Below are 14,588 nucleotides of genomic sequence, written 5' to 3' on the forward strand. Positions count from 1 at the left end.
CTCCCGTCTCGCCCTGCGTACATCCCGGGGCAGGTACTTCATTGTCTGAAGCCGCACTCGGCGGGAATGGGGCTTACGGAACCTGGCCTTTCCATTCAGGCGATCAATTCCGTCAGCAGGCCCGCGGATTTCACGCGGTCACTCGGCTCTGGGAGTACGGGGGCATCCAGGCCTTCCGGATGCGGCAGTTTGGCTCTAAAGTCGATGCCACCAAGGGCGTAAATCGTACCCAGGAGGTCCACCGGATACACCGGCCGTTCCTTCACGGCGGCGCCTACTTCGTCCGACGCACCTATCACACGTCCACCCTTGAAGCCGCCACCGGCCACCAGAACCGTGAACACGTTACCATGGTGATGTCGTCCGCCGTTCCAGGGCGGTTCCCAAGAAACTTTCGGTGTTCGTCCAAACTCGCCGGTGCACCACACGAGCGTGGTTTCCAGCAGGCCACGATCATGGAGGTCCTGCAGGAGCATGGCCAGCCCCTCGTCAAGCTGCGGACATTGTCGCCGCATGGTGGCGAAATGGTTGCTATGGGTATCCCACCCGCCGGGATAATTGATGACAATGTAAGGAACCCCAGCTTCCACGAGCCGCCGTGCGACGAGGCAGCACTGTCCAAAAGTGTGTCGGCCGTAGGCATCCCGGAGTTTCGGGTCTTCCTTACTGAGGTCGAACACCTCTCGACCAGGACCGAGGATCAGCTCATAAGCCGTTCGCTTGCTTTCTTCCGCCAAAGCGATTTCGGGATGCTCAACGACCAGCCGTCCGAACGTGTTCAATTTGTCTAGCAGCTCGCGTCGAGCCTTTTGGCGATCGTCGGTGATTCCCCGGGCCACGACGCCCTCCACCTCGAAACGCGTCGCGTTCGGATCGCCGCCCGTCGCAAAGGCCTTGTAGTTGGGGCCCAAAAATCCTTCCTCGGAGAATCGACCCGGTGAGCGGGTCAGAACGACGTACGGAGGAATGATGCCCTTGTAGTCCTTGCCCTTAAAGTAGGCGAAAACCGCACCAATGCTCGGATAGGCAAGGCGTTCCCCGGGCAGATGGCCGGTTTGCATGATGTAGGCGGCCGTCTCGTGCCCGTTGTTGCCATGGGTCATACTGCGAATGAGCGAGAACTTGTCGGCCTGCTTGGCCAGTTTAGGGAAAAGGGCGCTGAGCTGAATTCCCGGGACGTTTGTGTCGATGACCTCCGTGAATTCGCCCAGATAATCCCGTCCAGCGCCGGGTTTAGGATCCCACGTGTCGTTGTGGGACATTCCGCCCCAAAGGAAAATCTGAATGACGGACTTGGCTTTGGGCTCGATGTTGGGGGTGGCCGGCGAAGCGGTCTCCTGTGCAACAATGGATTTTGTGAAGCCGCTTCCCAAGAGCACCCCACCCGCACCGTACACCCCGTGCCGCAGAACCTCGCGACGAGGCACGCGGATTTCTGTGAGACGATCTTCCTTCACCATGGTTGGGCCTCCCTCTCGTGTATGGTTCTTCTGTCCAATTCGTCCCGATGATCAATGTCGATACAAAAACTCCGGTGAATTGATGAGGGCCCATGCTACGTCGACCATTGCTTCTGGGCGGGACCTCGATTTCTCGATATATTCCCTGCAGGATTGCAATTCCTCAGGAGTGGGAGTACGAGAAAGAATTGTGACATAAAGTTCGTCCACAATTTCAGGTATTGGTCGACCTGACCGGAACAGCGCCGTCAATTTGGGCCCGCTTGCCAGTTTGCTGTAAATTGCACTGGAATTGAGCATGTGCAGCCACTGCGACGGCGTCGGCTTGTTGGAACGCTCGTTGAACGCCCCTGTGGCGCGAGCCGATCGGCCAAAGAGGGTTAGGAAAGGACTGATGATGCTGCCATCCGCCAGCGAGACCGCGGAGACATCCCGCGGCATGTAGGTGAATGGCTCGGGGATGGCGCTCGTATACAAATCGCTTGTCCCGGTGATATCGTTGATGGCATCGATCAACACTTCCGCTTCCAGTCGTCGCGGCAGATAGCTTGCAAAATTCGCCAGGGCCTCCGGCGACGAATTGTGGGGAATCGAAGAGAATTGGTACGTCTGTGATGTGAGGATAATCCGATAGAGATGCCGTAGATTGTAACCGCTCTGGATCATTTCTTTTTCAAGATAGGCGAGAAGTTCAGGATTACTCGGCGGGTTATCATCGCGGATGTCGTCCGGCTCATGGATGATGCCGCGCCCCATAATCCAGGCCCACACCCGATTGACGATACACTTGGTAAACCACGGATTATCCGGCCTGATGAGCCATTCGGCGAAAACTTCGCGAGGGTCCCGATCCGGCGGGATTGTTACTTTTGTGCCGTCGGGAAATACACCCACCAGGGGTTCGTGGGAAACTGGCGGTGGAGCAGGTGAGATGACCTCGTCCGTTGGTTTCGGACGCACTGTGCCAGGCGTGTCGCGTCCGGGGACGAAGTTGGTGGGCACCAAGCGTAATCCCCACGGATCCCAAAACACCACTTCCTCTTTCCATTCGCTTGTCGGTTTATAAGCGATCTGCGAGAAGAACACCGCCATACCGTCCAGGCGTTCCTTCGGCCAGTGATCCGTCCGCACGCCCATCAATGTGAGGGTCACCATCGAAGCAATCCCCGCAGGGCTCCTGTCCTGAACAGCTCGGTAAAAGTTGACCGCTCCCACGCGGAAATTACTCCCACTCGCCGTCAGCATCTCCCGGACAAACTGGTCATACGGCTTGTTGGATGCCAGCGACGCCCACACAAACCGATGGAAGGCCCTCGCACCGTTGGGCCATAAGTTGACCGGAATTTCCGCCTTGATCCGGAGGGTATCGCCCCATTTCATGGCCCAGTAATCCACGAACTCACGACGCTCCATGAGACGGTCCACGAGGCGAGTTCGCTTGTCCGGGGATTGGTCGGCGAGAAACTCGCGAACCTCGTCAGAAGTAGGCAATTTCCCCAGCATGTCCAAATAGAGGCGACGTACAAACACGGCATCCGAGCACAAGATCGGCTTGATGCCAAGCTGTTCCAGTTTGGTGAAGACAATGCGATCCAGCTCTCCAGCGGGTTGGGGTGGCGTGGGGCTTTCAAAGATGTTTGTTGCTTCTTCCCCACCTACAAATCCCGGAAAGACAAGGAGCGCAAATACCAATACACCAAAGACGGTCAGGTTCCTCATAAGTGGGCACCTTTCTGCGAGAAAGCGCAATCGCCGCACGATCGCCGGCAGAAAACGGAATTGCATGGATGATCTCGGTTTGGCGGGACTGTTGGGAACTCGCAGAGCTATGCACACCAGCGGTCAGCGATGGGGCCATTCGCTCGCCGCGCGCTGGCAGTCGATTTCGATTTTCAATCGAGGATAACTACGGCCTGGGGGGAGAATCGCCGGGGACGCTCTGAAGCTCTACCAGACTATTGATCCGTTGAGTAGGTTAACCGCCGTCTGTCAGTATGTCAACTATTGCGGGCAACAAAATAATTAATGTCTATTACGATAGTCATTAATGCGGAAAAGTAAAACGAGTTGCCCAATCGGTCATCGGTGCCATGAGGCTTCAATTTCTAGCAGACGACGTGTTCTCCCCGGAATAGACGTTCACGTCGGATACGTGCGACCAGTGTCGGCTTGCGAGTCCGCGCGTATTACAAGCGCGTATTACAGATCAGTCGATGGAAGTGGACCGCGGCCCAACGCGACAGTCCCTTTGACGGGCATCTCCGGCAAAAATTGTGGCATCGCCACTGCCTTAAACCACTCATAATTGGGTTTGGACGTCAACTCCTTGAGTTTCTGTCCCACATTCTCGCCGGGTCGTAAAAACAGAATGAAAGGAACGCCCCCCGCGGAGGTTTCCCAAAGCACCTGGTTACCGACCACAATTTTTAGCGACAATTGATATTCTTTCACTTTGTAGTCGCCTGAGTGGATGTATGACACCGTGCGTTCTTTGGGACCGGTGACTGCCGCAACAATGGTGACGCGGGCATCAGGCTCGATCTTACAATCCATACTCCGCAGCCGCTCGGTGAGAATTTCTTGAACTTTTTCCCGACCGGCTTCAGGAACGGCAGAAACGTCTATTTTTACGGGTATACCCTTTCGAAAGGCGAAAGTTTCCGGGTTGTTGAGGGCGCGATCGAGTACCTGGAGCGCTGCGGCATGGGGAACATGCGCGAGCACGAGAGCTCTCGATTCAATTCCGTTTCCTGACCGATGACCCACCACTGCACAGACGTGATCACCCAGCGTTGTTGTGGGACCCAGATCCTCATACTCCCACACGAGTAGTTGCGACTTCCAGTGGAATAGGTAGCGATTTCCGATCAAGAGAAACTCGTCGTGTGGGAAAATGAAAGCATCCTTTTGAATGGCAAGGCCGGTGGGCAGTGGAAAGCTTGCCTCAAGCTTGCCCGTCGCTACATCCCACACGTAGATAGATGATCGATTCGCCAGACATGCGAGTTTCTGTCCGGAAGGACTGAAGGCGAGCACGGGAAAACCCAACTGCTGCGGTGCCTGTTGTACCGCAATCACTTCCCGCTTATGCAAATCCAGGATTCCTACCTCGTTTCGGGTAGCGAAAGCCAGCCATTGCCGATGCGGACTGAGCGCAGGAACGTGGCCGAATCCGGCGGGGAGACTCGCTTCGGGGTGCATCGTTTCCAGGTTCCAGATAGCGATGCGTCCATCGCCGCTGCAGGTGACGAGCGTTCGCTCGTCGGGAAAATCAGCCCATTTCACATCGCGTCCCACACCTCTTTTCGTGTCATACGGAATCCAGGTAGTGAGCGCGGTTAGGGAGACCAGAGAGTCAAGTTCTCCCTCCACACCTCCGCGGGCGGGTAAAACACTGTGAATAAATAACGTGTCCTGATTTCCAAAACCGAACTCATCGCGGCGAAAAAGAAGGTAGCGGCGTGAAGATGTGTCGGCGCAGTAAATCGCCAGTGGCGTTTGAGGGGGCTCAAAGAGCGAGGCTATCGCCGTGCGTCCGGATATGAGATCGCAAAGGACTATCCGTTCCAATTTTGACTGCGCGCCCGGTCGCCGATTAGCCAACTTGACAAGCGCCCAGCCTGCCCGCGGATTTACGGCCAGCGCGGTGACTTCCTCGAAGAAATCGGCCTTGGGCGGCAGATCGATCGTTTTGGGCTGCAGACTCAGCGGTGCCACTTCGGGGAGCGTAAGCTGCCAGCCAACTCCAGGATTAACAGAAATAGGTCTGACAATCTCCCAGTTGACGGTGAGCGGTCCACTGTGTGAAAGAAAATACGGTTGGAAAGATTCTCCGCCGGATGATGCCGTCGGCGGTGGGGAATTCGATTCTGTTGGGGCTGGTGACTCTCCCGAAGGCCGGGCGATCTCCGGTTGCTTTGCCGAGTCCTCCTGTAATGGCTTAAACGGGTTCTCGGCCATCAAGCTATCCAGGTAGGCGCGGTCCTGAGGGCTCAGTTTTTCAACCTCCACAGCCACCTTTGTCCCATCCTCCCGCTCCAGAATGGCAAGATCACGGCTCACCGTGAGAAGCCGTGCCCGAATACTGAATCGGCCTGTCGCGTCGGACCAGGGGCGAAATTCTTCGCCGTTCCCCCAGGCCGTGCCCATTAACAGGAGCATGACCACCAAACTGACGTTGCGAGGAGACATGAGCCACCTCTCTTTCTGAGCCGATGAGAAACCCGATCTTGTCAACTGGCGAACGCGGCTGCTTTCGCCGAGTCTGTAGCTACATGGATTGTATTCGAAAAAACCGACCACTCAACACACTACACCAGCAGAGAAACTTTCCTGGATTTCGTGGAACGCTGTGTTCCCAGAACCCGTGGGTCGTGCTAGGCTTATTCTTTCGAGCCCTCGTACATCTGGGCATCCTGCTGATCGGCCGCGCAAGCAGCCCAAATCTTTTTTGTGACGCGGGAACAGTCCTTACCATTGGTGTATCCTGAGATGTTCATCGCAATTGAAGGTGGAGACGGAACTGGAAAGACCACACAGGTTGAGCTGCTCTGTCGATGGTTGGAGGAGCAGGGCCATGTTGTGATGCGCTGTCGCGATCCCGGGGGTACGGCACTGGGCGAATCCATCCGGTCGATTCTCCTTCATCGTGACGACGTACCCATGTGCCTTGAAGCAGAAACACTCCTTTACATGGCCGCCCGGGCGCAACTTGCTTCCGAGATCATTCGCCCTGCCTTGGAGGCCGGAAAAATTGTTGTTTCCGACCGGTACCTCCTTTCCAACATTGCGTACCAGGGCTACGGTGGGGGCCTGTCTGTCGAAGCCGTACGTAACATTGGTCTCTTCGCCACCGGCGGACTGCTTCCGAACCTGACGATCGTACTCGACATGCCTGTCGAGGAAGCATTAGCAAGGATCGACCGCACGCTGGATCGTCTGGAATCGCGCGGGCGGGAATTTCTGGAGAAAGTTCGCGACGGGTTTTTACAGGAAGCCGTCCGTGCTGCAGATCGAATCGCCGTAGTGCGGGCGGACCGACCTGTGGAAGAAGTTCATGCCGCCATTCGGAGAATTGTTGAATCGATGCTGGGCTCACGAAGATCCACCGGGTAGTCGGAAATAATTAGGCGAGGAACGAGCTTGCGCCTTCGAAGACAAGTCGGCAATTTGGAGAATACACGTAGCAAAGCCATGAGCTGGCAGGGGATCGAAGGACACGACGCGATTGCGGAACGGTTTCGCCGGGCTTTTGCTCGCGGTCGCATTGGGGGGACCTATCTCTTTGTGGGGCCTCCCGGAGTCGGAAAACGAACCTTTGCCCATAAACTAGCCCAGCTCCTGCTGTGCGAACACCCATCAAAAGAGGCCTTTGCGCCATGCAACGCGTGTTCCGCCTGCGTGCAGGTGATTTCGGGGACGCATCCTGATTTCCTCCTCCTCAGTAAGCCCCCGGAGAAGTCTTTCATTCCGCTGGAAATGCTCATAGGCGACCGATCTGAGAGGGGTACAGAGCGCGCCGGCCTGGTGGGCCACCTCGCTTTGACACCGTTTTCGGGGCGTTATCGGGTTGCTATTATTGACGACGCAGACTATTTGAATGTGGAAGGGGCAAACGCGCTTCTCAAGACGCTGGAAGAGCCACCCGCAACGGCGGTGCTCATCCTCATCAGCAACTCTCCGGCAAAGCAATTGCCCACGATACGGTCACGCAGCCAGATGATTCGTTTTCGTCCCCTTCCCGAAGAAATCGCCGCCCGCCTGTTGATCGAGCAGGGCGTGGTAGACGATCCCGCCTGGGCTCGAGAACTCATTCGGTGTGCCGGTGGAAGTCTTGCCCAGGCTGCCGAGCTTGCCTCGCAGGATCTGTGGGACCTTGCTGCAAAATGGAGGAAAGCCCTTTCCACCCGGTGCTTTGACGTAAACGACTGGAGTGAGGAAGTGCGGATTTACCTCGAATCTGCCGGGAAAGAGGCCGCCATGCGACGCCGGGCGCTCCAGCAATTGATCGGACTGACGCTGGAGTTTTTCCGTCAGGCCTTGTGCACGATGGCATGCCACAGCGCACAAACCGCGGATACATCCGTCGGCGAAGATATTGGCGTCTTCCTTCAAAGTACCCCACCAGTTACGGAGGACGTATTATATGAATGTCTCGAATGCTGCCTGGCGGCCTACCAGGATGTCGAGCGGAACATTAATCAGGCCTTGCTGATTGACGACTGGTTGCTGCAACTGTGGCACCTTTTGAATGCCGCTTAGTGGATTTCGTCACGCTCATAGTCCGAAACCCACATAGCCGCCTTTAGAGGCCGTTTCGGCCTCCAGCTTTTGGAGACGCTCGACGGTCTTGGCGAGGTCGCCCGCCGCGATGTAGCGATCGAACTCAGCGATCACGGCATACCTGACCGTCTCCGTGAACCATCGAATGATCGGCTCGGTGGCCCAGTCACACGTATCTCCTCGCAGTTCCACATCCAGATCGCAGGCGACGGTTTTCCTGTCTTCTGGGTCGGTGATGGCGCAACCTTCAAAGCTGAAATCGAGCAGCCCGCGATTGGGATCGTTGGTGAGGTGGAATCGGCAATGGGCGTTAAACAGATAATATGTATTGTGGCGTCCGTGCTTACGGATGGCTTTTTGAACCCGTTCCCATAAGGCGAGAAACTTCGGAGACGCGTCCAAAGGTGGATCATTTCTCGTGATGGTTCGCAGGGGGACACAATCGAAACTGATTTCCACCCAGGTCTTGTCTTGAGCAGCCGCGTCGCTCATCAGCAAACTCCCGTTTCTCGATTTCCAAACTGGATGTGCTATCTCCGCAAAAATGGAACGATGCTTCGAAAAACCATTGTGCCGGTGGTCATCGTGCCTTGAGGCATCCTGGCCGGTGATTCTCTACGCTGCGTGATGCCACCCGGATCCGCAGCACCGGTCAAGCGGCCAAATGAAGCCCTCCATTTATCATACCGCCAAGAAAAAGATACACCTGTCGAAAAAGGCAGAAAATAACGGCTGCCTGGCGTGGTGTGCTACAATTTCACCCCCTGGTTGTCCTGGGAAGGCAGTCATGAATTGGCGAATCGATCACGCCTTTCCAGCGGAGAGCCCCTGAACCGAAGCCCACGCCGTTGCAAGGCTGTGATTGGTCTCGGGAGTGGGGCTCTCTCGCGGCCGCAGCGTTTAGGTACGGTTCAGCGGGCGGGGTCAAGCACTGCTTTCAGCCATCCCCCGGTGCTTTCCAAGTGCGTGATGACGAGCGGCCCGGCCTTGGCCCATTGGCCTTCCGGTTTGATCGGTTCAATTGTGATTATTTCCCGGAAGATTTTTTCGAATCGCCGTTCCAACAGGCTGCGAATGGTCTGTTGCCGGACGGACAGGCGATCCCTCTCCGGGTCGAAATTGGGAGGTAAGACAGTCAGCGGACCTTCACGGACAAGCCGGATTTCGGGGCCTTTTTCTCCGGTGCCGGATTCAATTCGATAAGTCGCGCGGACATCCATGCCGGGATAGGCCCGGTCACCACGCCAGTAGGTTTCCCCGCGAAATTCCACGACCAGTCGCCCGTCTGCGAACGTCACCGCGATCGGTCGGCGAGCAGCAAAGCGTACAGTCCAGGGTTCTTCTCCTTCGTCTCGCTTGAGTTCCTCGGGGACACGTCCTAGGAGGTCCTGGGCAAGCTGTTGGAGGCGTTCTTCCTTGAGAATCATTCCGCCCAGAAACCCCTCCGCGAGATTGTTAAACCAGGTATGGTGAACCTGGAGGGCAATAGCGCCATCTGTTGTCAACTCAGGGGGAGCATCGGCCGCCCCCAGGCCACCGTGTCCGAGCTGTAACACCGTCATGCTGAGTTCGCTTTCGGAGGTGCTCACGCGCCACTTGGGAAACAAGCCGCGATCCAGCAGGGGCTGCCGGACACGTTCCTCGTAGCGCTCGGCCGCTTTTTCTAGCTGGGAGTCGGCCTCCCTATCCACGCGCCGTTCCACGCGGCGTTCGGCTTTTCGGGCGGCTTCCCATTCGGCGGCACTTTTTTGCTTGAATGTCCGCCGCCAGGCGATGCGTTCTACACACGCGCTATTGCATGTCACATCCACGTCCTGAATGTCACTGTGGGTTGTGGCGGAGCAGGTTGCGGGTTCAAAGGACAGGCCGTCGGGAGTAAACGCCACCAACTTGCGAGCGGTGAATGGAGTCTCCGATCGCGAGTAGATACGAGCCGGTCCGTTCAATCCGACAGTATCTGAATGAATGGTTCCCTGAACCACGATGGCCATCAGAGCCCGATCAGGAGAGGGGACGAGTTCCAAGGAGCGTTGGCCCACAATGTGCCCTTTTCCCCGAACGTCAGTTCCTAAAATGATTTCGCGGACGTCTTCCGTGACATCGACCGGTTCCTCAAATGCGGAAACGAGAAAATCTTCTCTCACTCGGATAAACACGTTCGGCTGGGCGAAAGCGTTGTGAACTGCAGCGCGCAACTCCGGTGCCTGCCCGGCTAACTCCAGCCAGTCCAGCATATCCTGAATTGCGGAGCCGACCCGCGGATCCGCCGTTTCCTGGTACTCTGTGAGAGCCTTCCCAAGATTGTCTACGACGGTTCGGTAACGAGCTTCGATGCTCGCATCGCCAAGCGCTCGAGACAGGGCCACATACCGCTGCACAGCCCGGCGTACGTCTGCGAAGCAGGTCAATTGCAAGCCTTCGTGACCCGCGGCCAGCCGCGTGTACACCTCCTCCAACAAACTCAGATTGGGAGATTCTTTGGCCAGCTCGGCTGTAAGATGAGTCCACTGGAGATATTTTTTCCAGCCTTCCGCTTCCGGACCTGCCTTTTCAAAACGAGCTTCCAACCGCACGATGGCTGCCCGCAAATCGTTTTTGGCCACTTTGACATCCTCTTCCGTAATCGGCCGAAATTGCTTGGCTGCCTCCGCACAGAGAACCGTCCACTCGGGAATCCCCGCGATCGAGGAACGAATCTGCCCCAACACACCGGCGAAAGCCAGCCACAATGCAGTCCAGGCAATCGTTTTCCTTCTCACAGTCAGAAACTCCTCATGGAATAGTTTGGCCTTTGTTAACGGATGACTCATAAGCCGGCTGATGAGTTGTCCGCTCCCACATTGCCACGCCCAGATTGGAGATTGGCTATCAAAATAGGTCTCAAGACGCACACGCCACAACTTTTCAGCCAAAAGCCAACGAAAGTGGCGGACAACTCCTCTGAAACATCGAGGTTTGCTGATGTTTTAGCTTTACTGACCAAAAAAGTCAACGTGGATTGACCATTCTTCGCCTTCAATTGATTGGTTGCAATTTGGTGACATTCTGTGTTTAATCTAGTGTTCCGAATTGTCAATGTGGGTGTGATGAAAAGAGTGCGTGGAGTAGGTCGCCAGGGACGGTTGGAGGACGCGTTTGTGAACATGCAGCGGAGTCCCTGTCATGCCAAGCTCCTTGTGTGCGCTTCACCAGCCAGGCGTTTTCCCAACTGGAAGTGTGTTCACTCGTGTGGCCATTCTTCTGTGCATGGCCGTCTTACAGGGAGCCCAAATTGGAGTCAGTGAGGAGCAGCGCGGGCCGTCATCTGAAGGTCCGGCTTCGGCACCGCAATCTCTGTCTGTTAAACAGGATGAGAAACCGCTTCTCCGAGAATTTCAGAATAATGAGACGTCGGCGCAAGATGGGCAATATCGGAAGGATGCCGCGGAGACAGCGATCGAGACGGCGATCCACAACCGATACTCTTTGGCGTATCCTTCAGCCAGGTCTCACCGCAAGGTTTTGCTTGTTCTTTTCGCGCGTAAAACTTCGTCCGAAATGGCCACCAGGACGCTGACTGATCTGTGCAAACAGTTCGGCGCGGCGTGCGAGGCGGTGATCGTTCAGCCGGACGAAAGGATACGTACCATCAATGGCGAAATCTTGGTGCATGAGGATCCTGCGTTCGCGGAGCTTGGCAACCAGCCAGGCCTAGCGATTATCAACTTCCTGAAAAGTCCCGAAGAAAACGAAGACTTTGGAAAGGTGGTCGCGACCTTCATATGCGACGAGGAGGAAGGGTTCAGTCTCGCTCGACGGCAAGCCGTGGTGGACACTCTTGCCTCTCTGATCGGTTCGGGCCCTGCGTCCGTGCCGAAGCCAATGTCCGAGGCCACCGACGCCCCTGGGGCAAGCGGTCAACAATCCGCCTCTCAATCAGCTCATTCTGGAAACTCCGATGTCGCCCTGGCCACTCATTTAGCCCCCATCCAAGAGGCTGAAATGTGGCTGACCGACTACGCGCAGGGAGTGGCCCAGGCCCGTCGCGAAAAGAAGATGCTGCTTGTCTACCTGTACCCTGAGAAAAACGAATCGTTGCGAGAAAAGTTTGAAGGCACGGCATTTCGCGATCCCCGTGTGCTGCGTGAGCTTGTGCATTTTGTTCGCGTACGATTGCCGGAGTCGACCACCGTGGATTGCGACGGACGAACGGTCCGCCTGCTCGATGACCCGTCCCTTTCGGAAATGGAAGGCCGGCCCGGGTTGTTTATTGTGGATTACGCCTCGGAAGGTGAAAAATACTACGGTGAGGTTGTGAGCGTATTTCCATTTCTCGACGGACGACCGTACACTGCCGATCAGATGGTGGCGATTTTGACGCTTCCACGGGGGACACTCACACAGCGGACGATGGTCTATGCTGTGCGTGTCCATCCCGAGCGTCCGAAGAGCATACTCGGCCGACCTGATCCCTATCTTTTCTCTGAATCAGAAAAGCACTCCCAATATCAAGCCAGAATCCGGCTGCAGGGACATCATTTTTGGGAGTCGCGCTTTGCCCGCATTATCAGAACACTTCGCGGAAAAAGCACAGCCAGCGAGGTATGCGCAGAAAGCTGGCCCGGCCAGGGGTTGCTCCGAGCGGCCTTGGAATGCGTGAGGTGCTGGCGGCTCTCTCCGGGTCACTGGCGGGCGGTTTCCTCCCGTTCAGACGCCTACGGATATGACATCAAACGAGGGAGCAATGGTGTTTGGTATGCCACAGGAATTTTTGTCAATCGGTGAGCAAAAATGCGGGTTTTCTCGGAAAGGCTAGTCGTTATCGGGAAACGGCTGAAGAAGTCCCCGAAGCCGTCGCCGGTGTGGGTTCGAGGAAATGAAACCCATCAATAAACTTGCGGTCGGCTCCATCGAAGAGTGGCCAGGACGTATCGTCCACGGTAAACACCGCGGCGTAGTAGCCATCCCGAGGCGAGCCTAGCAGATAGTAAATCCAGTGAATGTTGACATCGTCCGTACGCCCTAGAGCATGGATCCGCAACAGGCGATGTCCGGTCGGACTCTCCATCTCATCGGCCTCCAGAAATTGCCCGAAATTACTCCCCAGCGCCTGACGCACGTTGTTTTGAAAGGCCGCCAAAGTCAGTTGCACTGGCCCCTGGGAGTCGCTCCGCGCTATATTGCACTGTCCCAAAAGGCCACGTTGATCGACCAAGCGAAACACCACCATGTCGGGGGCGTCTGTGATGACGTACCATCTTCGATCGTGGACAATTTGAAATCCGCCGCCCGCCGAGCGGTAAACGAGGCGGGTTTGCTCCTCCGGGGGCGGAAAAGTCAAAGTGGGTATTTTGCTAGGTGAAAGAAGTTGTGGCTCCAGTCGTCGCTGCCGCGTTAACTGAAGTCGGACGGTCCCCTGGAATGGGCTGTCCACGTAGCCTGCGGAGCGATTATCACGGAGAGCGAGGGCCAGTGCGGTGACGCGGCGGTCCAGCAGCGACCATTGAAACCGCATCGCCACCTGCATCTGACTTGTCGCTCCCATAACCCGACCTTGCACTTTTCCAGAGGCCTCGGCTTCGACGGTGCCCTGGTTGAGCTGGGTCACACGCCCCTGAAGCGTATTTTCGGTGACCGATTCCAGGCCCAACAAGCCTGCCACGGCCTCGTCCGGAATTTCCCACGTGAACCCTAGCCGGACGGGTTGTGTCGGTAACAACTGATCCAAGAGTATGCTGTTACCGATCACATCCAACAGATCAACTTCGTCGCGCGTGAGCGACCCCTCGGGCGAAAAAATTGTGAACTGGCCTTTCTCCATGGAGAAGGCTAGGTGCGTCATTTCCTGTCGAAGTTGGATTTGGAATCGTTTATCGGCTACTTGGAACTGGGCGGTAGCAGTCTGATAGGCGCGGAGACCCTGGATGGGCGTCGTTCGGCCGTCTCCCGGTTGTAGCACCTGCTCCTCATATGCGAGCTGGCCGTTTATATTGATGGCGGCGGAAGGGCCTCCCCCTTGCCCGGGGAGTTGCCCCTCGGCTGTGATTCGGATCTCGACCCAGTCGACGGCCGAAACAGTGGGTATGGCGACGTCGTCGTGGGCTGCGGTGGATGGAGTCCGCACACCAGGAGGGGGAGTTACTACTGCTGGAGGAGCTGCCAAGGGACGATTTCCTGTATTGTTGTTACCATCTAAAACAGGATTTTGGCCCCCTCTCGAAGGTGATGAAAGCCGCTGGCCCAAGTTCTTGGTACTGGGGAGGTCTTGAATTCTGGGGGGCAGCGGAGGTGTTCGAGCACGCGAGGGACTTTGGGCCCCAGAGGACTGAGCCGAACTCTGGCCTGAAATGGGCGAAACAAGAAGTCCCCCCCAGGCAACCAAAAGAGTAAACATCACCGTTAGGAAACGGAGGGTCGACCGCGACGCGATATTGGGAGAGATGCTCAAGCTGGGCATATTGCCATCCTTGGTGGTATGGACCGATCCTGGCGGATTACCACGTCAGCCGGATAGGTTCGAGGTTTTGTGAGGAAAAACTGTAACCCCGCAGGTCTCACCACGTCAATATCAAAGGAACCGAAGGAAAGAGTGATTGCGACTGATAGCGGGGGAGGGGTGGGGGTGTGAGGGATTTGCTGAGCTTTTTGAAATAAGTTGTGCGATTTTGCAAGAGCGCCAATTCGGCCCCCGCCTTGCGCGGCGGTCCAGCAGTCGGCAATTTGCAGGCTACGAGATTTTGGGAATCTACTCGTCAATTGGAACGGATTTTGCGAACGAGAAGGCTCTTGGCACGCCTATAGACAAAATTGGCAGAACCGGCAGAAAGGGACTTCTCGATACCACCAGAAAGGGCAGATTTCAGTGAC

Annotated in this window: 10 protein-coding genes; 4 read left to right on the forward strand and 6 right to left on the reverse strand. The window is 56.3% G+C overall.

All coding sequences use genetic code 11. The features are described from left to right. Positions 1–95: 95 nt before the first annotated feature. Both ABJK56_RS07390 and ABJK56_RS07395 read right to left on the reverse strand, forming a co-directional pair. A complete protein-coding gene (locus tag ABJK56_RS07390) occupies positions 96–1,460 on the reverse strand; it encodes a DUF1501 domain-containing protein (protein WP_347244023.1) in 1,365 nt (454 codons plus the stop codon). A gap of 51 nt (positions 1,461–1,511) precedes the next feature. Further along, positions 1,512–3,179: a DUF1553 domain-containing protein gene (locus ABJK56_RS07395; RefSeq protein WP_347244024.1), complete on the reverse strand. Its 1,668-nt coding sequence runs from the start codon at positions 3,177–3,179 to the stop codon at positions 1,512–1,514. 68 nt (positions 3,180–3,247) lie between these two features. On the opposite strand from ABJK56_RS07395, the gene ABJK56_RS07400 reads away from it, so the two are divergent. Then, positions 3,248–3,403, forward strand: a complete 156-nt coding sequence (locus ABJK56_RS07400; protein ID WP_347244025.1) for a hypothetical protein — start codon at positions 3,248–3,250, stop codon at positions 3,401–3,403. Between the two features lie 256 nt (positions 3,404–3,659). Here ABJK56_RS07400 and ABJK56_RS07405 read toward each other — a convergent pair whose 3' ends face one another. After that, positions 3,660–5,651, reverse strand: a complete 1,992-nt coding sequence (locus ABJK56_RS07405) for an SHD1 domain-containing protein (RefSeq protein WP_347244026.1) — start codon at positions 5,649–5,651, stop codon at positions 3,660–3,662. 300 nt (positions 5,652–5,951) lie between these two features. Here ABJK56_RS07405 and tmk point away from each other — a divergent pair, with 300 nt between their 5' ends. Together tmk and ABJK56_RS07415 are read left to right on the forward strand one after the other, a co-directional pair. Then, the gene (gene tmk / locus ABJK56_RS07410; protein ID WP_347244027.1) at positions 5,952–6,575 is read left to right on the forward strand and encodes a dTMP kinase; all 624 of its coding nucleotides are present in this window, start codon (positions 5,952–5,954) and stop codon (positions 6,573–6,575) included. Positions 6,576–6,653: 78 nt separating this feature from the next. Further along, complete coding sequence (locus ABJK56_RS07415; protein WP_347244028.1) at positions 6,654–7,721, forward strand: DNA polymerase III subunit; 1,068 nt, start codon at positions 6,654–6,656, stop codon at positions 7,719–7,721. Positions 7,722–7,736: 15 nt separating this feature from the next. On the opposite strand, the gene ABJK56_RS07420 is transcribed toward ABJK56_RS07415, so the two are convergent. Beyond that, on the reverse strand, positions 7,737–8,234 hold the full coding sequence (locus ABJK56_RS07420; protein WP_347244029.1) for a hypothetical protein: 498 nt from the start codon (positions 8,232–8,234) through the stop codon (positions 7,737–7,739). Between the two features lie 419 nt (positions 8,235–8,653). Further along, a complete protein-coding gene (locus ABJK56_RS07425; protein WP_347244030.1) occupies positions 8,654–10,501 on the reverse strand; it encodes a hypothetical protein in 1,848 nt (615 codons plus the stop codon). Positions 10,502–10,904: 403 nt separating this feature from the next. On the opposite strand from ABJK56_RS07425, the gene ABJK56_RS07430 reads away from it, so the two are divergent. Beyond that, entirely contained in the window at positions 10,905–12,506 is a 1,602-nt protein-coding gene (locus ABJK56_RS07430) for a hypothetical protein (protein WP_347244031.1), read from the forward strand. A gap of 34 nt (positions 12,507–12,540) precedes the next feature. Here ABJK56_RS07430 and ABJK56_RS07435 read toward each other — a convergent pair whose 3' ends face one another. Beyond that, positions 12,541–13,884 carry a hypothetical protein gene (locus ABJK56_RS07435; RefSeq protein ID WP_347244032.1) on the reverse strand — a complete coding sequence of 448 codons (1,344 nt, stop codon included), beginning with the start codon at positions 13,882–13,884 and terminating at the stop codon, positions 12,541–12,543. Between the last annotated feature and the right edge of the window lie 704 nt (positions 13,885–14,588).

It is taken from the genome of Thermogutta sp. (assembly GCF_039793925.1).
GTDB lineage: Bacteria > Planctomycetota > Planctomycetia > Pirellulales > Thermoguttaceae > Thermogutta.

Excerpts from the sequence above, each read along its gene's own strand:
- ABJK56_RS07390 (WP_347244023.1), bottom strand. The coding sequence starts at position 1,460 with ATGGTGAAGGAAGATCGTCTCACAGAAATCCGCGTGCCTCGTCGCGAG.
- ABJK56_RS07395 (WP_347244024.1), bottom strand. The coding sequence starts at position 3,179 with ATGAGGAACCTGACCGTCTTTGGTGTATTGGTATTTGCGCTCCTTGTC.
- ABJK56_RS07400 (WP_347244025.1), top strand. The coding sequence starts at position 3,248 with ATGATCTCGGTTTGGCGGGACTGTTGGGAACTCGCAGAGCTATGCACA.
- ABJK56_RS07405 (WP_347244026.1), bottom strand. The coding sequence starts at position 5,651 with ATGTCTCCTCGCAACGTCAGTTTGGTGGTCATGCTCCTGTTAATGGGC.
- tmk (WP_347244027.1), top strand. The coding sequence starts at position 5,952 with ATGTTCATCGCAATTGAAGGTGGAGACGGAACTGGAAAGACCACACAG.
- ABJK56_RS07415 (WP_347244028.1), top strand. The coding sequence starts at position 6,654 with ATGAGCTGGCAGGGGATCGAAGGACACGACGCGATTGCGGAACGGTTT.
- ABJK56_RS07420 (WP_347244029.1), bottom strand. The coding sequence starts at position 8,234 with ATGAGCGACGCGGCTGCTCAAGACAAGACCTGGGTGGAAATCAGTTTC.
- ABJK56_RS07430 (WP_347244031.1), top strand. The coding sequence starts at position 10,905 with ATGCCAAGCTCCTTGTGTGCGCTTCACCAGCCAGGCGTTTTCCCAACT.